Source organism: Chitinophaga sp. 9-1-y, assembly GCF_059511905.2.
The window spans coordinates 6,627,501-6,648,133 of record NZ_CM197955.1 but is presented as its reverse complement, the minus strand read 5'-3'; the positions used below and the strand labels follow the sequence as shown (position 1 = coordinate 6,648,133).

Sequence of the window (20,633 nt, the reverse complement as noted above, 5' to 3'; positions counted from 1 at the left end):
TATAACGACCAGTTCACTATTTCGCGTATACAAATCGCAATTGTAACCTAAGTTACTGCATTTTTGAGTTAAATTTATGCTATAAAGTTACACTATGGATGTCCGGATCGGGTTAATCTTTCTTCTCTTCCTCCTGTCATGTAATGGTTCCAGCGACAGGGAACAAAAAGTATATGCGTCGCCGGCTGGCTATGATTTAAAGGAGCCTGTACGTTACCGTTTGCGGCAATCCATGCAGGAAATTTCCGGGATCGCACTATTTCCCGATGAACATAAAATCATGGCCATTAACGATGAGGAAGGCCGGGTTTATGAAGTAGACGTAGCCGCCACCAAGCCTTATCCGTATTATAAATTCGCTAAAAACGGTGACTATGAAGATATTTGCCATACAGATAGTGGATGGTTTGTGCTGAAAAGCAGCGGTTCCCTGTTTCACGTACATGGCCTGTTTACCGATAGCGTGTACTCAGACCACTATAAAATGGAAAAAACAGGCAAAAAAGAATTTGAAACCACGTATTACGACAGCGCCCAAAACAGTATCATTATGGTTTGTAAGAACTGTGAAGACGATAAAAAAGTAGGATTTACCAGCGCTTATCGTTTCGACCTGGCTACCAAAACATTTGATACCACTGCTATTTATCGTTTCGACAACCGGGAAATCGCCAAATTGGTGGGTTCGGATATGCGGTTCTTTAAACCATCCGCCGCCGCTATTCACCCGATTGAAAAAAGATTATATCTCGTGGCATCTGTTAATGGTCTGTTGATTATTGCCGACCTCCAGGGACATGTTCAGGAAGTATATAATCTGAAACACCGGTTATTTTTGCAGCCGGAAGGCATTGCTTTTGCCCCTAATGGCGATATGTTTATTTCTAACGAAGGCGGGTACGACGGCGCTGCCAATATTCTTAAATTTACTTACAAGCACAAATGATCAGATCAGCCATCATCTTTATAGCCTTACTCATTTTCGGCAGCTACACCGGCTATGCCCAAACCCCGGATGTGGTAAAACGCATTATCCTCATCGGCGATGCCGGGGAACTACACAGTAACGGGCAGAACCCGGTAATAGATGCTGTCCGCAAAGCTTTTAACTTACAGGAAGATAAAAACACCATCCTGTTCCTGGGAGATAACGTATATCCCAGGGGGTTACCTGACTCCAGCAGCCCCCAGTTTTCCATTGCCAAAGAAATCCTGGACTACCAGATTAACCTGGTAAGAGGCACCAAAGCGCAGGGCTACATCATTCCCGGCAACCACGATTGGGATAAAAGTAAGCCCGATGGCTGGAATATCATCCGCAACCAGCAACAGTACGTGGATTCCCAGAACCTGGATAACGTGCAGTTTGAACCTAAAGAAGGTTGCCCAGGTCCAATAGAAGTAAAAATCTCCGATCAGATTACACTCATCATCATGGATAGTGAATGGTGGGTGTTCCCTTATCAGAAACCGGGCGTTGAGTCATCCTGCGATTGTAAAGACAAAGATGAAATACTGACTAAGCTGTCGGAGATAGTGGCACTGAACCGCAATAAACTAATCATTTTTGCTACACATCATCCATTCCGCAGCTACGGTATTCATGGTGGGTATTATACCATCAAGCAACATATTTTCCCTCTAACAGACCTGAAACCTTCCCTGTACGTGCCTTTGCCGGTAATTGGGTCTATCTATCCGCTTGCCCGTGGCGTTTTTGGTACAGCAGAAGACTTGCCTAACCCCAAGTATAAGGAAATGGTGAAAGGGGTAGAAGAGGCACTCAAACCACATGGCCCGGTAGTTTTCGTATCCGGCCATGATCATACACTACAACTGATAAAAGATCAATCCAATGCCTATATCGTAAGTGGCAGCGGTGCTAAAAATAACCGGGTAAAACAAGGCTCAAAGTCTTTGTTTGCTTCTACTGCCAATGGTTTCAGTACTATAGAACTGCTATCGGATGGTACTGTGCGAACACAGTATTATTTTGCAGACAGTGGTGCAGCACCCGTTTTCAGCGACAACCTTTTCCGCCTGCAAGACATTCAGCAGCAGGCCATGACGTATACTACACCGGCCCAACTGCCCCCTTTTATACAAGTGGCTGCTGATACACAATATAACCGGGTAGGCAGCTTTCACCGGTTTTTATTGGGAGAGAATTACCGTAAAGTATGGGCTACCCCTTTAAACATCCCGGTATTAAATCTTCAAACCGCTAAAGGGGGACTGAAAATATTGCAACGTGGCGGTGGTAAACAAACACACTCCCTTCGTCTGCAAGACAGCACCGGCACAGAATGGGCGATGCGGTCGCTGAAGAAGTTCCCGCTGGCCGCCATTCCTGAGCTGCTAAGAGAAACCATTGCCAGAGACGTAGTGCAGGACCAGATCTCTGCCGCTAACCCTTATGCCCCACTGGCAGTAAGCGTGCTGGCAGAAGCCGCCGGAGTGCCACATACCAACCCTTCCTTTGTATACCTCCCCGCAGATACGGCTTTGGGCGTATTCGTGAAGGACTTCGGCAATGAAGTATATCTCTTTGAAGAAAGAGAACCAATGATTGGCAAGAACGGCAAAACCTATAACACCCCGAAAGTACTCGCAAAAGTATTGGGCGATAATGATGTGCACATAGATCAGAAATCAGTGCTCCGGGCACGTTTATTCGATATGTACATCATGGACTTTGACCGCCACGACGACCAATGGCGCTGGTACAAAGAATCGCATAAGGGGCAGGACTACTATTACCCTGTTCCCCGTGATCGCGATCAGGCTTTCTTTGTCAATGAAGGTGTTATTCCCCGTGCGGCTTCCCGCCCCTGGCTGATGCCCGGTGTACAAGGCTTCCGGGATTACATTCCCGATATCAATGGCTTCAACTTCAGCACCCGCTATTTCGACCGCTCCTTCCTGAATGAAATGGACGAAAAAGACTGGAAGAAACAAACGGATCGCTTACTGAAAAGAATGACCGATAGCGTTATAGAAGCCGCTGTCAACGCCTTCCCGGATACCATCCGCTCATTGGTAGGCCCTATGATGCTGCATCGCCTGAAAGTGCGCCGGGATATCCTGGAGAAAAATACGATGAAGTACTACCGCTTCCTCGCCAAAGGGGTAGATGTTCCTGCCACAGAAAAAAATGAACTGATCACCGTCGAAAAGCTGAAAGGCGGGGAGGTAGCGCTAAATATGTATAAAATCAGCAAGAAGGGCGCCATCCAGCAAAATTTCTACTCACGTACCTTCGATCCCGCTGTTACCAAAGAACTGAATGTATACGGTATGGGCGGCAATGACCGCTTTGAAATAAAAGGCGATCACGCTACCCCTATACGGATACGCCTCATTGGTGGTAAGGATGAAGATACTTATATCGATAGCACCTCCGTAAAGGCTGGCAAACGGATACGCATATACGATCAACGTACCGGTAAAAATAGCTTTGCGCTTTCCCGTAATGAACAGCGCCGTCTGTCTGATGATCCGCAAAATATTAAGTACAACCGTAGTGCGTTTCAATATGAAAAAACAATGCCCTTGCTGGCTGGCGGATACAACCGGGATGATGGTTTGCTATTGGGGTTAGGCTTATCTGTTACCCGTCATGCTTTCAGAAAGGAACCATTTTCTGCCAAGCACTTATTCACCGCTACGCATGCGCTGGCTACACGTGCCTGGAATTTCCGCTATGAAGGGGAACTGACTGACGTTGTCGGAAAATCAGACCTGTTGCTGTTTGCCAGGGCCAAAGCTCCGAACAATACCATCAACTTTTTCGGATTTGGCAATGAAACGGTGTTCGATAAATCCACTAAGAACATAACCTATTATCGCGCGAGATATAATTTTTATACTGCGGAAGCCTTGCTGAAAACATCTTTCAGCAATCACCTCAGCGTTGCCTATGGTCCAACGTTTAATAATTATGCGATCAATAAAGAGGAGAATGGCAACCGCTTTATTACGGACTTTAAAAACAACGGACTTGATTCTGCCAGTATCTATAGTAACAAATCGTATGCGGGCGGTAAGATTGTAGCTACCATAGATACCCGCAATAACAAGATCATTCCTACCAGGGGGATTTTATGGACCACTACTTACTCCGGAAATTTTGGATTGAATAATGCCAGTTACAACACCACGCAACTGCAATCCGATCTGAGTGTATACATGAGTTTCCGTATCCCTGCCAACTTCGTTATTGTAAGCCGCTTCGGTGGGGGTAAGTTATGGGGCAATTATGAATACTTCCAGGCGCTTACCGTAGGTGGGGTACAGAGTCTGCGTGGGTACCGCAACTTCCGTTTTGCCGGCGATGCCAGTGTATATAACAACACGGAAATCCGGGTGAAATTATTTGATCTGAAAACATATATATTGCCTGCTGGTGTTGGTTTAATTGCCTTTAATGATGTAGGTCGTGTGTGGAGAGAAAATGAAACATCGCATGTTTGGCATGACGGCTACGGCGGTGGTGTATTTATAGCGCCTATTAATGCGCTTATCATTACTGCAGTGGTAGGGCATTCCAGGGAAGAAACCGTACCGTATGTAACGTTTGGATTTAAATTCTAGCGAATTTTGTCTTGGAACAAGATTAGACTGATTATTCTGATTGTTATTGAAAAGAGTTCGGGAAGATGTAAGCAGATAAATTTGCTTACATCTTCCCGAACTCTTTTTTAATCCTATAAAATATAATCAGAATAATCAGTCTAATCTTGTTCCAAGACAAAATTCGCTTATTCCTCCTCCAGGTTTACCTTCACCCGAAGGGCCTTTAACCCACTCACCCCTTGTAATTCTTCCAGGTCGAGCATTTCAATTTCAGGCAGCAATATCTTTTTGCTTTGCAGGAAGGTGATATATTTTTTCAATTCTTCCATTTCTCTTACGTAAGAGTATACCATGGCAATGGTACCAGGCTGTGTTAATCTTTCACCAGTATCTTTGATGTGTACTTTGTCGATACGCTTTTTGATGATCTCATAACGTACGTTATACGCGCCTTCCACATCAAACCGGCGCTCATCGCTACGGAAGCTGATGGTGATAGGTGCGCTGTGCATCAGGATCATTTGCGTGGTTTGCAGTGGCACTTTAAGCTTAGGCCCCATTTTGTGGGTGAGCTTTGCAATATGTGCCATAGAGGAAAGCTGCCACAGGCGAAGGTTACGCAGGTATAACTGGTCAAATTTCTTTTCCTGCGCAATAGACTGTCCAATGTAGATGGTATATTCTACGCCGTCAGTACGGTATTTTTCAAAGTAGCAGGGGAAAGAGTGTTGGATGTATTGACGCTCTTTTTCCAGGTATTGGCTAATAGCGGTATTGATTTTAGACAAGCTTTCTTCGTACTCTCTGCGGTGATGATATACATGTCCTTCTGACTTGTCTATTTTGGCGAAATAGTTGGTCAGCAATGGTTTCAGCGTATCATTGTCATCACAGAGATGTTCCAGTACCGGCTGTATTTCCTGCTCCATGAATTCGTTTACCTTCAGGTCTTCGCCAGCTTGCAGGCTATTACTGAGGTTGTTCAGGAGGTCTTCTGTTTTGAACAACAGCTCTTCCAGCAAAGGAAGATGTATAGTGTTGCCGATAGTTTCCAGGGTATCGCGGATCAGTTCCAGTTGTTCCTGCAAATCTTCCCGGATGGCGTTGCCTTGTTGTACGGAAGAATTACGGATATCTACCGCGCCGTAAAGTGGATATACTTCATCGAAGCTGATGTTCTCGATATCTTTTCTTTCTTCCACGGGTGTTAGCAGGTAGTCCCACGCTGCGTCCACAAACTTCCATTCTACGGAAGGTTGCAGGGCGGTGAACTGGTCTTTGATCACTTCATTCAACCGGCTTTCCAGTATGTTCATGCTTCGGTTGAGCATCAGCACCAGCAGGGGGTAGGTGTTTTGCAGCTTCCACAAAGGATCTGCAGACAACCTGTTGGAGGTAGAAGAGGCCAGTTCCAGTACACCCAATATTTCTTTTTTATGGGTGATAGGAAATACCAGGAAGCTTTTAATGTTCTTAAGTGGCAGGTACTTGAGGAAACTATGTGGTGCAATAGTAGCATCATTTACATCCGGAATAATCAATGGTATCGGATGCTGTTGCAGATGCTCCAGCATGGCACTAAAGAAAACCTGCTGTGTTTTTTTGTTACCTACACCCAGGATAGGATCAGTATTGGAGAATTGTTCTTCCAGTACATTCTTCCCATTCACTTTGGGGAAAGGCACCAGGTGAGCCGTTACGTCCGGAATGCCCAATATGGTAGGGATCATTTTTTCCAGGGTACGATAGCTGTCTACCTCGTTGCTGGTGCGCATATTCATCACCAGGCTTTTAATATTGTTGAGGGTTTCGGATTGGGTAACGTCTTTCACCGTCCATATTACGAAGCCTTCCAGGGAAAACATATTGGTGGGTAGCAGCTTTTGAAGCGACTCTTCGGTAATTTGTTTAGAACAAAACTGGCCATAGTCCAGTGGTGGCAGTTGCCCGTTTACTTTTACATCTACAAATCGTGGGTCTATATTCACCTTCACATAACGCTTTCCTCCATCAGGTGTTTCTACCGTGTGGATGATTTCGTTTTTGTAGGTCATGGGAAAATGGTACACTTTCTCCAGGATCAGTTTATAGAGCCACGTGAGTTTATCTTTCTTCACCTGCGCCAGGGAAATACCATGTGGGATGGCGGTTAGCTCTTGTCCATTCTCTGTAAAGAGCTGTTTGAAGAGATCGGAATAGTAGAAGATAGCGAATTTAAAAGGTACGCCAACGCCATAAATATCTTTCTCGGAATCTGTGGTAACCGGGAAAATTGCCGATATCAACAGGTCCAGGTATTCTTTATATTGAGAGAGGTCGCTATCCGGGCGGATAGGCTTCAGCGTTTCCGGGTTGCTTTCAAACTTATCTATGATCAGTTTATAAAAAGAAGCGCGAACTTCTTCGGCATTCTTCACCTTTTCCTTTAAATAATTCAGGAAGGGGACGAATGATATATTGGACTCAATTACCTTATCATCGTTAAATATACCGGGGTGTGCAGTTAATACTTTCATATCTACGTATAATTATATCCAAAGGCCATCAGTTTTTTGTGGTGTGCCAGCAATAAATGTCTTGTTACAAATTACAGTAAAATCAGTGTGCAGGAATAACAGAGGAAGAAGTATACTTATGTAGACGCAAAGGTAGGGGAAATATTGTATCATTAATAGCAGTGGGAATGCAGGTATTCCATATCGGGATCTATCTCCCTGAAAATCAAATACCTGCATCCCAGTCTATCACTTATTGCAATTCGATCTGGTTTCTGAGCAGATCGTCTATCGTATCGCGTTTACGGATCAGGTGCGGTTTGCCATCTTTTACCAATACTTCCGCGGGTTTCAGACGGGAGTTAAAGTTAGAAGACATTTCAAAACCATAGGCGCCGGCGTTATAAAACACCAGGTAGTCGCCTTCTCTTACCTCATTTATTTTTCTATCCCATCCGAAGGTGTCAGTTTCGCAGATATTACCTACTACGGTATAGATGCGCTCGGTGCCTTTAGGGTTGGAAATATTGCGTATCAGGTGGAATGCCTCGTAGAACATAGGTCTGATCAGGTGATTGAAGCCTGAATTCACGCCTACGAATACATTCGCGGTGGTTTGCTTAATCACATTCGCTTTTACCACAAAGTAACCGCTTTGGCTTACCAGGAACTTTCCTGGTTCAAACCACAGCTGCAGCGGACGTACATATGATTTGGCAAAGTTGTTAAACGCTTCGCTCAATTTTTTGCCCAGCAGGTCAATATCTGTTTCCGGATCGCCTTGTTGGTAAGCTACTTTAAAGCCGCTACCAAGGTCAATAGATTCCAGGTCAGGGAAATGCTGCACCATCTCGAACATCACTTCCACGCCACGCAGGAACACATCTACGTCTTTGATTTCAGAGCCGGTATGCATGTGCAGGCCGGTTACTTTCAGTTTGGTAGAATTAATGATGCGTTCAATATGGCGCATCTGGTGAATGGAAATACCAAATTTGCTATCGATATGCCCGGTGGAGATTTTGAAGTTACCACCCGCCATGATATGCGGATTCAAACGGATACAGATGGGATAGCTGCCGCCAAACTTATTACCAAACTGCTCCAGGATGGAGAGGTTGTCGATATTGATGATTACGCCCAGGTCTTTGGCTGCAATGATTTCCTGCAGGTCCACACAGTTAGGGGTAAAGATGATGTTCTTGGGATCAAATCCGGCTTTTAGGCCCAGCTGTACTTCCTGGATGGATACCGTGTCCAGTCCGCAACCAATAGAATTGATGTACTTCAGGATGTTGATATTGGTCAATGCCTTACAGGCGTAGAAAAAGCGGGTGTCCGACTTATGAAAGGCTTTCTGAAGCTTTTCATATTGAGTTTTAATCTTTTCTGCATGGTATATATATACCGGGGTACCAAATTCTTCTGCTACTTTCACGAGGAAATCCGCAGTAAGTACATCGCTTTGTTTAGGCATTGATAATCCTTAGTTTAAGATTGAGGTGGCAAAATTACTACGCAAAACTGAGAAATTGTAGAAAAAACGGGGAATATGGGTTGAAAGGGATAAATCCTGCAGTCAGTCAGCTAACGAGGTACTAAAAAAACAAAAGGTACCTCTGAAGTACAAGAGGAACCTTTTCTAAGCAGTTATCTGTCTAAATACTACTCTTCTTCTCCCTCCATAAATCCTTCAATACTCCTCCTGTCTTTCTTCGTCGGACGGCCAATTTTACTCTGGCGCTTACCAGTCTGGAACACAGACGGTACAAATGCCGGCGCCAATTTATCTTCATCCGGTGTATTATCAATGTAGTATTTAATGGCTTCGCTATAGGCCACCCTGTTGGATATCAGGCCCACTACTTCAATTACCCACTTCCGGGCTTCGCTTCTGATTTCAAATTTATCGCCTATAGACACGGGTTTGGCGGCTTTTACAGAAGAGCCGTTCATTTTTACTTTGCCGCCATCGCAGGCGTCTGAAGCCTGGCTACGGGTTTTGAACACCCGGATAGACCAGAGATATTTATCTACGCGTACTTTTTCAGTAGTGCTCATAAGAAAGCTTTTAGTCATTAGCTTTTAGCCATTAGCTCAAGCCGGCAGGGCTAAAAGCTAATGACTAAAGGCTAACAGCTGTTTTTTACTTGCTCATTTCCGCAAAGAACTTGTGGAAATAAGGAATGGTTTCAATGCCTTTGTAATAGTTCGCTAAACCATATTTCTCGTTAGGAGAGTGCAGGTTATCGCTATCCAGACCAAAGCCCATCAGTACTGTTTTCAGTCCCAGTTCCTTTTCGAACAGCGCTACAATAGGAATGCTACCACCACCGCGAACAGGAATAGGTGCTTTGCCGAAAGTAGTGTTGATGGCGTCATGTGCTGCCTTGAATGCAACGGAGTCGGTAGGTGTTACATATGGGCTGCCACCATGGTGCTTGGTTACCTTCACTTTCACGCTCTTAGGCGCAATGGCTTCAAAGTGTTTGGTGAACAGGTCGGATATTTCGTGCCAGTCCTGGTTGGGAACGAGGCGCATGGATATTTTAGCGAATGCTTTGGATGGCAGAACGGTTTTAGAGCCTTCGCCCGTGTAGCCGCCCCAGATACCGTTTACTTCCAGGGTTGGACGGATACCGGTTCTTTCGATGGTGCTATAGCCTTTTTCGCCCCAAACGTCTGCGATGCCCAGGTCTGCTTTATATTCTTCTTCGTCAAAAGGAGCGGCGTTTAACGCTTCTCTTTCATCTGCGCTCAGTTCCTGTACTTTATCGTAGAAGCCGGGAATGGTGATGTGGTTATTTTCATCGTGCAGGGAAGCAATCATCTTAGCGAGGATGGTAGCCGGGTTCGCAACGGCGCCACCGTATACACCACTGTGCAGGTCGCGGTTAGGGCCGGTTACTTCTACTTCCATGTAAGCCAGGCCACGTAAGCCGGTGTCGATAGATGGGTTTTCGAGGCTGATCATAGAAGTATCTGAAATCAGTACTACGTCTGCTTTCAGGCGTTCTTTATTATCTTTCAGGAAGATGCCCAGGTTAGCGGAACCAACTTCTTCTTCTCCTTCAATCATAAATTTGATGTTGCAGGGAATGGTGTTGGTTTTGTTCATCGTTTCAAATGCTTTTACGTGCATATAAAACTGGCCTTTGTCGTCTGCGGAGCCGCGGGCATATATGTTACCATCTTTGATGACTGGTTCAAACGGACCGCTATGCCACAGTTCCAGTGGATCTGCGGGTTGTACATCGTAGTGGCCGTATACCAGTACGGTAGGTAAAGAAGGGTCTATGATTTTTTCGCCGTAAACAATCGGGTGACCTGCTGTCTGACACACTTCTACATTATCGGCGCCAGCTTCCTGCAGGCGCAGTTTTACAGCTTCTGCACAGCGTTGTGTATCTCCATTAAAACGGGAGTCGGCACTCACGGATGGAATGCGCAACAGTTCTAATAATTCCTCCAGGAAACGATCTTTATTCTCTGCCTGGTAATCTTTCCAAACTTGCATGTTTCAGGTATGATTAAGTGTACAATGTGGTGCAAGTTAAAGGAAAATCAACATTTAGAAATTGCAGATACCGGGATTTTGATGAGTGGCTGAACGCTAAATCAGGCGCATAAAGGATAGAACGCATGGCTGGTGCCTGCGATATTCCATTGTTCACGGGTAAGTTATCAGGAAATCAGTTTCTGCCGGACCAGGAACTCCAGCTTCTGGTTTACATCCAACAGTTTGGCGGTCAGTTCTTTATTTTCCTTGCGAAGGGCATACACCTCATATGCTTTATCGATGTTATGCTTTAGCTCCTCCTCATTCCAGGGTTTGGAGAAATACTTGTATACCTGTCCTTTGTTGATGGCATCTACTACTGCGTTGATATCGGCATAACCGGTGAGTAGCATACGGATTGGTTCGGGGTACCTTTCCAGTATGGATTCAAAAAACTCTATCCCGGTAGTTTTGGGCATACGCTGATCCGAGATAATGATGTGAAATTCCTGTTCTGCCAGAAGCTTTTCTGCTTCTTCCGCTGAACTGGCTGTAACTACGTTGTACAGCCTTCTGAAAGAAGCTTTAAAGGCATTCAGGTTGTGTATTTCATCATCAATATAGAGAATATGGATGTGTTGTGCACTCATTTAGCAGACTTAGTTCCAAGTTATTGATAATAAATGAGTTAGAAACAATGAGACTTTCTACGTCGATGTTGTTATCCATTCCGCCCCATTCACCTTAAAATCATATAGTAAAACGTTCAACGTTTTATTCACTGCAAAGGTACATATAAACATACTGTTTTATGACGAATATTTCAAGGATGAATGAACTTTTTTAAAAAATAGCCGTTTCCTTATCCAATAAGCTATTTAGTGCCTTAGTTTGCATATTTTCGTGTAGTTATGAAAAGCGTGCGTTTACCGCTTTTTTTATAGCATTCACCGGTAAAAACAATACGTATACCGGCAAGTCACAAAACAGGAATACGTTTTGCATCATTGCCGGCACCTAAAACTTAAATTTAATTCAGATGAAAACAGGAATTATTGTAATTGTAGTAGTCGCTTTGTTAGCCATGTTAGGTTGTGGAAAGTACAACGGCCTCGTGACTAAAGATGAAGCTGTGAAGAATAAATGGGGTGTAGTACAGAGTAGCTATCAACGTCGCGCTGACCTGATTCCTAACCTGGTAGCTACCGTGAAAGGTGCCGCTAACTTCGAAACTGAAACACTCGAAAAAGTAATCCAGGCACGTGCCAGCGCTACCCAGATTAAAGTAGACGTGAATGACCTGAGCCCTGAAAAAATTCAACAATACCAGGCTGCACAAGGTCAGCTGAGCCAGGCATTGGGCCGTTTGCTCGCAGTATCCGAAAACTACCCGGACCTGAAAGCAAATGCTAATTTCCAAAACCTGCAGGCACAGCTGGAAGGTACGGAGAACCGCATCAACGTGGCCAGAAACGACTTCAACGACGCCGTAAATGTTTATAACAGTTCCGTACGTACGTTCCCGAATAATATCGTAGCTGGTATCACAGGCTTCAAGGCGAAAGGCTACTTCGAAGCAGCTGCCGGCTCAGAGAATGCACCGCAGGTAAAATTCTAATATAACCCACCTTTGTATTTTCCGGTTTTTTGTTGCGGGAGATAGAAAAGCAGCGTAAGTCTACGGCAGCTGCAAATTTATCCCGGCGTCAGAAAACCGGAATTTTAAAAAAGAATATACGCATGCGCATTTTCCCATTTAAAAGAAAAGAGATTTTTTCAGAAACGGAGAAGAACAGGCTGGTGCAGGCTATCCGGGTAGCAGAACGATTAACATCCGGAGAAATCAGGTTATTTGTTGAAAGTCATTGCGCCTACGTAAACCCCATGGACAGAGCCAGAGAAGCCTTTGATTCCCTGGAAATGGGCAAAACAAAGCTGCGTAACGGTGTGTTGGTATATGTGGCCATCAAAGACCGTCAGTTCGCCATCCTGGGCGATCAGGGCATTCATGAAAAAGTAGGCGACGACTTCTGGGTGAAAGAAGCAGGATTGCTGATAGATCACTTCCAGAACAATCGTATCATCGAAGGTATAGAAGCATGCATTGAGGAAATAGGCACTTCTCTACGCACTTTCTTTCCACACGAAGCCAGCGATGTAAATGAACTGCCGGATGATATTGTGTTCGGTAAATAGCGGCCACTCTTTTTAAACGATTTTAGCTTAGAAACAATGAGGATATTACGCTGGATTTTACCGGGATTGTTAATGATGGCGGGGCTGCTGGCGAAAGCACAGAATATTCCCCCCCGGCCTAATCCTCCAACTTTAGTAAATGACTTTGCCGGCGTATTGTTGAAAAACGAAGACGACGCCCTGGAGCATAAAGTAGTGGCTTATTTCGACAGCACCTCCACACAAATCGCCGTCGTTACGCTGAAATCAATCGGCGACAACGATATCAGCGAGGTGTCGTTAAAAATATTACGCGATTGGGGAATTGGTACCAAAGGCAAGAACAATGGAATACTCATTCTTGTTTCTGTTGAAGACAGGAAGATAAGAATAGAAACGGGCTATGGTATGGAGGGCGTTGTGCCCGATGCTATTGCCAATGATATTATCAACAATATTATCAAGCCCAATTTTCGTGAAGGTCGCTATTACGAAGGACTGGACGGCGCCGTGGATGCTATCACAAAAGCAGCAGCAGGCGAATACCGGGCAGACCCCAAACAAAGCAAGCCTGGTATAAGCCCTGGAGCCATCTTCCTGATCATTATGGTGATTGTAATTATCGCTTCCCTGATTAGTCGCGGTGGCGGCGGTGGAGGAGGTGGTGGCACCACTTACAACAGACGTGGAGGTTGGATATGGCCGGTAATAGGTGGTATGAGTGGCTTCGGTGGCGGCAGCAGTGGCGGTGGCGGCTGGTCCGGAGGAGGAGGAGGAGGCTTCGGCGGTTTCGGTGGCGGTTCCGGCGGTGGCGGCGGCGCCAGCGGTAGCTGGTAACAGTTGAAAACTATTTTATGTCATATTTGCATGTGTTAAACGGAGATGCTACCCTTACCTTGTTCCGGCAAAGTGAGGTGCCTGGAGAAGTTGTAATATGTAGAGAAATGATGTGCGAAGGAAAAGCCAAGTATACCAAAGACCTGGCAGAATTCTTTGCAAGCCGCGCCAAACACCTGGAATACCATTACGGAATTGACAAACAAACTTATTATACCAATGTAGTACAGGAGCTGGGGAAGTTAGATCTCTCCGGCTCCTCTGCTGATGAAATCGTCCTCTGGTTTGAGTATGACCTGTTTTGCCAGATAAATATGTTGTTTATACTGCACTACATCTCCAGCCAGGTCCCCCATCATCCTCCCATCAGTATTGCTAATCTGCCCCATCACGCATTGCCACAGGAACTTCCCCAAGTATTTGAACAGCGGGTGCGCCTGCAACCAATCGACCTGACCTGGGCTGCCGACGTTTGGGACGCCTGGTGCCTCCGTACGCCGCAGGTGCTGGAAACTATCAGTAAACTATCTCCCGGAAATCTAACCTCCCTGCCAGCGGCCATTGTTGCTCATCTCCAGCGATTTCCCCATGTAAATACCGGGCTGAGTGTCATTGAAAATTATTTTCTGCTGCGACTGGTATTAGGCAGCTATCGCTGGTATGACCTTTATATGCTGTTCTGGGATGAATTGGAAATATATGGCTTCAGCAACTTCCAGCTGGATATCCTGGTACACAGAATGGTGCGCGCAGGCGTGATTGAAGAGCATGATCAAATGCTGAAGATTACCAGCTTAGGGAGAGAAATACTGGAAGAAGAAGAAAATTACCTCGACTATATCTCCCTGGCACATCGGTGGCTGGGTGGCGTAAGGCTGGAAGGCACGCCCTGGCGTTGGGATCCCGCTATCAAGGCATTGGTAGAAGTGTAGCGGATTTTGTCTTGTCCAGGATTAGACTGATTATACTGATTTTATATTTTTGATTTTAAAAGATTAGGGGAGATATAAGCATTCGCTTATATCTCCCCTAATCTTTTAAAATATTCGTCTTGCTAAATCATAAAAAATTAAATCAGTATAATCAGTCTAATCCTGGACAAGACAAAATCCGCTACACTATTCTTTAATAGATTTTTTGATTTCTTCTGATGCTTTACGCATATAGTCAGCCTGTTTCAGTAATTCATCCCGGTTGGTACCTGTAACAGCGGTAGCTTCCTGGGATTTGCTTTTGCTGATTTCCTGCATCCAGTTGCTGATGTAAGTGCTTACCTGTGAGTTGTTAAACTGCGCTGTCATGGCTTTCACCTGGTCTACACCTTTGGTAACTGCAGGAGTACTGTTTATTTTAGACAGGAAGCCCAGGTAATCAAAAGCAGCATTTAACTTGTCCTGGCCGCTGGTTTCATCAAACTTGGTAGCTACAAAATTCACGTCGGCAGCATTGCCTTTACGGGCATATACGCCGGCAATAGCATTCACCAGTTTGCCTTTGGTATCGCCTTCCAGTTGTTTGGCAATAGTATAGGCTTTGTCCAGATCCAGTGCAGCTAAGCCTTCCAGGCCAGCGGCTTCTACACCATAGGATTTATCTTTGGTAGCCGCTTCAAACAACGCTGTGTATTGTGCATCTTTCAGCTCTCCCAGTTGTTGTAAAGCCGCAGCACGTACCAGCGAGCTCGGATCTCCTTTCGCCAGTTCCTGCAAAACGGGAAGGGCAACGGCTTTCACCGCGCTGTTCGCCATATTCAGTTTACCGATGGCGTAAGTTCTTAAACCATGGTATTTGTCTTTCAGTGCCAGTTGCAGCAGTTTCACAGCTTCCGGGTTGGTAGCCTGTGCATCTGCAGCTTCATCAATGGCAACACGACGGTCCATGTAGTTAGGAGCGTGGGCGTATTGATAAGCATATGTGCTGAATGCACGGTGGTCATCCATCTTGGCTAATACTACTTTATCTGCATCTACATTCACGAGATCCGGACGGGTGGTATAAGCGTAGGTGAAGGAATCCACCCTGTTTTCCATGAAAATGTTATGCCGCGTAGCTTTGCCACCTTCGTAAATATCAATGGCCATAGGGATTTGCCATACTTTGGCTTCTTTCTGGATCTGTTGTAATACAACGGTCACTGTTTTGGCAGTTTCGTTATACTTATAACTGATGTCCAACTGAGGGAAGCCTTTACCGAAATACCACTCGTTAAAGAACCAGTTCATATCACGACCAGTTACTTCTTCAAATGCCAGGCGCAGCTGATGCGCTTCAGTAGCCTTGAATGCGTTGGTTTTCAGGTAAAGATTCAGGGATTTGAAGAAGGCAGAATCGCCTACCGCGTTGCGTAACATGTTCAATATCCGGCCGCCTTTCTGATAGGTAATCTGGTCAAACATATCTTCTCTGTCGTGGTAGTGAAAGCGCACGAGGTCTTTATCGCCGGCGTATTGCACCATTGACATGTAAGACTGCATTGCTTCAAAGCTATGTTCATCTGCAGCATCTTTACCATATTTATGCTCCAGCCACAGGTATTCGCTGTAGTCCGCAAAAGATTCATTTACGGTCAGATTGCTCCAGGACTCGGCAGTAGCGAGGTCGCCAAACCAGTGGTGGAACAGCTCATGGGCAATTACGCTTTCGTTGTAATTGTTGTTATCCAGCAGCTCACGGTCTGTTTTCTGCATGAATTCACCATGAAGGGTAGCCGTGGTGTTTTCCATAGCGCCGGATACATAGTCACGGCCAGTGATCTGTGAATACTTCACCCATGGATAATCAACACCCAGTATTTTAGAGTAGAAGGTGAGCATTTCCGGGGTGTTACCGAAAATATTCTTTGCATATTTTTCGTAGGCTTTTTCTACATAGTAGTTTACCTCTTTACCACGCCAGGTATCTTTTACAATGGCATAGTCACCTACGGCCATCATGAAAAGGTAAGGGGAGTGGGGGAGATCCATCTTCCAGGTATCGGTACGGGTGCCGTCAGCATTGTTCTTCTGGCTTACCAGCTTACCATTGGAGAGGGTTACATATTTCTTTTCCACCGTCATGCTGATTTCCTCTGTGCATTTCTGGTTGGTTTTATCGATAGTAGGGAACCAGGCAGAGGAGCCTTCCGTTTCGCCCTGTGTCCAGATCTGGATAGGCTTATTGGGATCTTTGCCGTCGGGATTAATGAAATATAGGCCTTTGGCATCGGAGATAGCTGCGCTGCCCTTTACTTTCAGTTCATCAGGTTTGGCCGTATAGCTGATATAAATGATATAAGATTCGGTAGCTTTATATTCTTTGTCGAGTGCAATATGCAGCTGCATACCATCATAGCTGTATTTCAGCGGGGAATTTTTGCCACCTTTTACAAGGGCAATTTCTTTAATGTCCATCCCTTTGGCGTCGAGCGTAAGGGAGTCTGTAGCATAGAAATGGGGTTTCAGGGTAATCCAGGCCTTCCCGTACAGGTATCGTTTGGCATAGTCAAAACGTACGTCCAGCTTGGTGTGTACTAAATCATTTACTTTAGTGGCAGCGGCACGGTAAATTTTTAAGGTGGGGTCTTCCTGGGCAGCTTTGTCGGATTGGGCCATCAGGGAAGTAGTCATTCCCAGACCGGCAATTCCTCCGATTAGCATCCCCATCAGGGATTGCTTCAGATGTAGATTCATGTATAAATCGGTTTTAAACAAATGTATCGGCTTGCGATATTAAAAAGAGCCAAATTTAAACAAATGGGCCAAATATGAGGTAAGTGGTTAAAAATGCTATTTTTGTTACCGTTATAGCCTTGTAAAACAGTATTATGATCAAAGCAATCGTGAATGGTAAATCTACATTTGCCGTGAATAAAGACACAAAGCTTACCTGCGATAACCAGGAAGTAGATTGGTCCGCAGCTACACTGCCTACCGGCGATTACAGTATCATAATGGATGGCAATAGCTACCAGGCACAGGTGTTGCGGATTGACCGGGACACTAAAACAGTGGTCCTGCAGGTAAATCAGCAGCAATTTGAAGTAGTTATAGAAGAACCGATCGACCAATTATTGGCGTCTATGGGCATTAAAGATGCCATGGCCCGCAAGGTAAACGACATCAAGGCTCCAATGCCGGGACTGGTACTGAAAGTATTGGTAACCCCCGGACAGGCCATCCATAAAGGCGATCCGGTACTGATCCTGGAGGCAATGAAGATGGAGAATGTATTTAAAGCCGCTTCAGATGCTATCGTGAAGGAAATTAAAGTGGCAGAGCGCACCGCTGTTGAAAAAGGCGAAGTGCTGATCGTGCTGGAATAATATTTGCACAGGAACAGTTTTTATACCAATCTATAGTATGCATCTCAAATACAGGACAGTAATATTCGTTTGGGCATGCTTGTTATTATGCGGCCGTCTTTGGGCGCAGGAACAGCGCCATTACGTATATATTCAGAGCGAGAAAGGGCAACCATTTTATGTAAAACATAATGGGAAAGTATTGAGTTCTACGGAGCGGGGATATATCATCCTGCCCCAGCTGGACAACGGTACGGTACCTATTACCGTTGGTTTTCCGAAGAATGAAGCCAACGAAGCACAGTTTTATCTGAAGATTGCCAAAAACGATCAGGGCTTCTTGTTAAAGCAGTCCGGCGAAAATGGGTATTCTCTTTATAACCTCCAGACCTTCCGCGAACTCAAGTCTGAGGCAGGTACACCTGCAGCTGCAGTAACTGAAACATTGGTGCCGGCAGATACATTGGTACCCGTGTTAGATACGGCCAAGAAGGAAATGATGACCAATCTGCAGAAAGACCTGGAAACAACATTTGCTGATAAAGCAGTAGTAACAGGGCCTAACAAGCCATCTACCCCCGCTAAATCTTCCAATCCATTTTCTTCCGCATTAGATAAAGTAGTAGTAACCGGAGACGACAGGAATGAGCCGGAAGCAGTAGCAAAACCAGTGGCAGTACCCGCTGATCAGCCGGCAGTAGTGGATGGGGAAGTAAAGAAACCCAAAGGCAAAAAGCATAAAGGCGAAAGAGAGCCGCTTACCGATGAAGAAAAGGCTATTCTCAGCGATGTGCTGGCAGAGGAAGGTAAAACAGCCGCCAGTGAAGCCGCCACAGAAGAAGTAGCCAAAGCAGCTCCTGCAGAAGAACCCGTAAAGAAAGTAAAGAAACATAAGGCTAAAGAGGGCGATCCTGATTTTATAGAATTCCAGGATGATAAATCTCAGCCTGCTGCTACTGGCGCCGCTGTAGCACCCGCTGCTACGCCAGTGGTGGTGGAAGTGCCGGTAACCACACCTGAAGAAGCGCCTGTCCGCAAAAAGAAAAAACGTAGCAAAATCTTTGACGATACGGAGAATCCACCCAATATCATCACAGACTCCAGTGGGTATGGTGTGGCGGCTACTCGTCCGGTAACAGAAGAGGCACCTGTAAAAAGCAAAAAGAAGAAGAAACATAGTGATGAAGAGATAGGCGTAGATGCAGCAGGAGCGCCAGTAGGTGCGGCGGTTGCAGCTGATGTAACCCCTGATGTGCCGGTAGCGAAGAAGAAAGGAGATGCCCGTTTAATCAATTCAGATTGCTCCAATGTTATGGATGATGCCACCTTCCGCAAAGTATTGCGCAAGTTTGTTGCCGCCAGAACGGATAACAGCATGATAGATGTGTTTCAGCGCCAAACGCGTAACTACTGCCTGGAAACAGCCCAGATAAAAACGCTGGTACAGCTGCTTACGGCAGACGATACCCGCTATCGCTTACTGGATGCGGCTTATTCCAAAACATATGATACAGAAAAGTATGGTTCCCTGGAACCCCTGCTGATAGATGATTATTACAGGGGCCGATTCAGAGCCATGTTACATAAGTAATATTTATTACCTTATTAATTACGGAGTTATAGGCAGATGTACCACTGGGCACCTGTTTATAACTCCGTAATTCATTATCGGTAATGCGTAATTCTTTAATTTCGCCCCCATTATGAACAGGTATTTTATAGAAGTGGGATATAACGGAGCACAGTACAGCGGGTTCCAGGTACAGGAAAACTCGCATACCGTGCAGGCCGAGATAGACCGCGCATTGAGTGTATTACTGAGAGATACCATTGTTAGCACGGGCTCCAGCAGAACCGATGCTGGCGTTAATGCCCGGCAGAACTTCCTCCATTTTGATACCGCATTGCCATTACACCCACAGTTTATGTATAAGATAAATGCTATTCTGCCGGATGATGTGGTGTTAAGAGGAATTTACCAGGTACCGGAAGATGCTAACAGCCGTTTTGCGGCACTCAGTCGCTCTTATGAGTATACCTTATATACCCGTAAAGATCCCTTTATGCTGGATCGCGGATACTTCTTCCCTTATAAGATAGATATGGGGAAGCTGCAGGAAGCGGCAGCAGTGATTAAAGAGTATAGCGACTTTACTACGTTTTCAAAACGCAATACCCAGGTGAAGACATATATATGTAAGATCACCGAATCTATATGGCAGGCAGATGGGGAGCGTATAGTCTATAACGTTACAGGTAATCGTTTCCTGCGGGGAATGGTGCGCGGACTGGTGGGTACCATGCTGAGAGTGGGGCGTGGTAAGCTTTCCATGGATCAGTTCAGGGCAGCTATAGAGAGTAAGGATTGCACAAATGCCGACTTTGCCGTACCTCCGCAGGGACTGTTTTTGATGAAAGTAAACTACCCGGAAGGACTTTTACAGCCAGTTAGCTTTGATCGTCCATAAAATTTTTGTCTCTGTAATCCTTTGTGGTAAAGGGTTACAGAGAAAATTGTAAAATAGTTGTGCGAAAAAGTTGGAAGTGTTAAAAAACCGCCTACCTTTGCGCTCCGCTTTGATAGAAAGCACGCACACAAAAGCTCTTTTCGACACGATATTTCTACACACTTTTTCCGAAGGCTACATAGCCGCTAACCACTGATATCAGTGACGCTGCGATCAGCGATGACGGAAAAATAAATTTAAAAAAAATCTTTAAAAAGATTTGGTAGAAATGAAAAGTTTATTACCTTTGCAACCCCAACAACAAC

General features: G+C 45.3%; 15 protein-coding genes. 9 read left to right on the top strand and 6 right to left on the bottom strand.

Annotated elements, in window-relative coordinates; genetic code table 11:
* Nucleotides 1–94 precede the first annotated feature (94 nt).
* Complete coding sequence (locus AC5ZC7_RS26265; protein WP_496162970.1) at nucleotides 95–946, top strand: hypothetical protein; 852 nt, start codon at nucleotides 95–97, stop codon at nucleotides 944–946.
* A complete protein-coding gene (locus AC5ZC7_RS26260) occupies nucleotides 943–4,593 on the top strand; it encodes a BamA/TamA family outer membrane protein (protein WP_496162971.1) in 3,651 nt (1,216 codons plus the stop codon). Before AC5ZC7_RS26265 ends, AC5ZC7_RS26260 begins: the two co-directional genes overlap by 4 nt.
* 167 nt (nucleotides 4,594–4,760) lie before the next feature.
* On the opposite strand, the gene AC5ZC7_RS26255 is transcribed toward AC5ZC7_RS26260, so the two are convergent.
* The 5 genes from AC5ZC7_RS26255 to AC5ZC7_RS26235 all read right to left on the bottom strand — a co-directional run bounded on the left by AC5ZC7_RS26255 (nucleotide 4,761) and on the right by AC5ZC7_RS26235 (nucleotide 11,219).
* Nucleotides 4,761–7,091, bottom strand: coding sequence for a GAF domain-containing protein (locus AC5ZC7_RS26255; RefSeq protein WP_496162972.1), 2,331 nt, complete (start codon nucleotides 7,089–7,091; stop codon nucleotides 4,761–4,763).
* A gap of 232 nt (nucleotides 7,092–7,323) precedes the next feature.
* A complete protein-coding gene (gene lysA, locus AC5ZC7_RS26250) occupies nucleotides 7,324–8,547 on the bottom strand; it encodes a diaminopimelate decarboxylase (RefSeq protein ID WP_441576573.1) in 1,224 nt (407 codons plus the stop codon).
* Nucleotides 8,548–8,735: 188 nt separating this feature from the next.
* A complete protein-coding gene (locus tag AC5ZC7_RS26245) occupies nucleotides 8,736–9,131 on the bottom strand; it encodes an Hsp15 family ribosome-associated heat shock protein (RefSeq protein WP_496162973.1) in 396 nt (131 codons plus the stop codon).
* An 85-nt stretch (nucleotides 9,132–9,216) separates the two neighbouring features.
* Complete coding sequence (locus AC5ZC7_RS26240; protein ID WP_496162974.1) at nucleotides 9,217–10,587, bottom strand: dipeptidase; 1,371 nt, start codon at nucleotides 10,585–10,587, stop codon at nucleotides 9,217–9,219.
* Between the two features lie 167 nt (nucleotides 10,588–10,754).
* Nucleotides 10,755–11,219: a response regulator gene (locus AC5ZC7_RS26235; RefSeq protein ID WP_496162975.1), complete on the bottom strand. Its 465-nt coding sequence runs from the start codon at nucleotides 11,217–11,219 to the stop codon at nucleotides 10,755–10,757.
* Nucleotides 11,220–11,608: 389 nt separating this feature from the next.
* Here AC5ZC7_RS26235 and AC5ZC7_RS26230 point away from each other — a divergent pair, with 389 nt between their 5' ends.
* From AC5ZC7_RS26230 to AC5ZC7_RS26215, 4 genes are all read left to right on the top strand, one after another.
* Nucleotides 11,609–12,187, top strand: a complete 579-nt coding sequence (locus tag AC5ZC7_RS26230; protein WP_496162976.1) for a LemA family protein — start codon at nucleotides 11,609–11,611, stop codon at nucleotides 12,185–12,187.
* 122 nt (nucleotides 12,188–12,309) lie between these two features.
* Nucleotides 12,310–12,765 (top strand): TPM domain-containing protein, encoded by a 456-nt coding sequence (locus AC5ZC7_RS26225; RefSeq protein WP_496162977.1) that lies wholly within the window; start codon nucleotides 12,310–12,312, stop codon nucleotides 12,763–12,765.
* Nucleotides 12,766–12,801: 36 nt separating this feature from the next.
* Nucleotides 12,802–13,581 (top strand): TPM domain-containing protein, encoded by a 780-nt coding sequence (locus AC5ZC7_RS26220; protein WP_496162979.1) that lies wholly within the window; start codon nucleotides 12,802–12,804, stop codon nucleotides 13,579–13,581.
* A gap of 17 nt (nucleotides 13,582–13,598) precedes the next feature.
* Nucleotides 13,599–14,513, top strand: a complete 915-nt coding sequence (locus AC5ZC7_RS26215) for a hypothetical protein (protein ID WP_496162980.1) — start codon at nucleotides 13,599–13,601, stop codon at nucleotides 14,511–14,513.
* Nucleotides 14,514–14,699: 186 nt separating this feature from the next.
* Here AC5ZC7_RS26215 and AC5ZC7_RS26210 read toward each other — a convergent pair whose 3' ends face one another.
* Entirely contained in the window at nucleotides 14,700–17,249 is a 2,550-nt protein-coding gene (locus AC5ZC7_RS26210) for a M1 family aminopeptidase (RefSeq protein ID WP_496162981.1), read from the bottom strand.
* A gap of 134 nt (nucleotides 17,250–17,383) precedes the next feature.
* Between AC5ZC7_RS26210 and AC5ZC7_RS26205 the strand changes: the two genes are divergently transcribed.
* From AC5ZC7_RS26205 to truA, 3 genes are all read left to right on the top strand, one after another.
* Entirely contained in the window at nucleotides 17,384–17,881 is a 498-nt protein-coding gene (locus AC5ZC7_RS26205) for a biotin/lipoyl-containing protein (RefSeq protein WP_496162982.1), read from the top strand.
* A gap of 37 nt (nucleotides 17,882–17,918) precedes the next feature.
* Nucleotides 17,919–19,451, top strand: a complete 1,533-nt coding sequence (locus AC5ZC7_RS26200) for a DUF4476 domain-containing protein (protein WP_496162983.1) — start codon at nucleotides 17,919–17,921, stop codon at nucleotides 19,449–19,451.
* A gap of 112 nt (nucleotides 19,452–19,563) precedes the next feature.
* A complete protein-coding gene (truA, locus tag AC5ZC7_RS26195; protein WP_496162984.1) occupies nucleotides 19,564–20,328 on the top strand; it encodes a tRNA pseudouridine(38-40) synthase TruA in 765 nt (254 codons plus the stop codon).
* The last annotated feature ends 305 nt before the right edge of the window (nucleotides 20,329–20,633 follow it).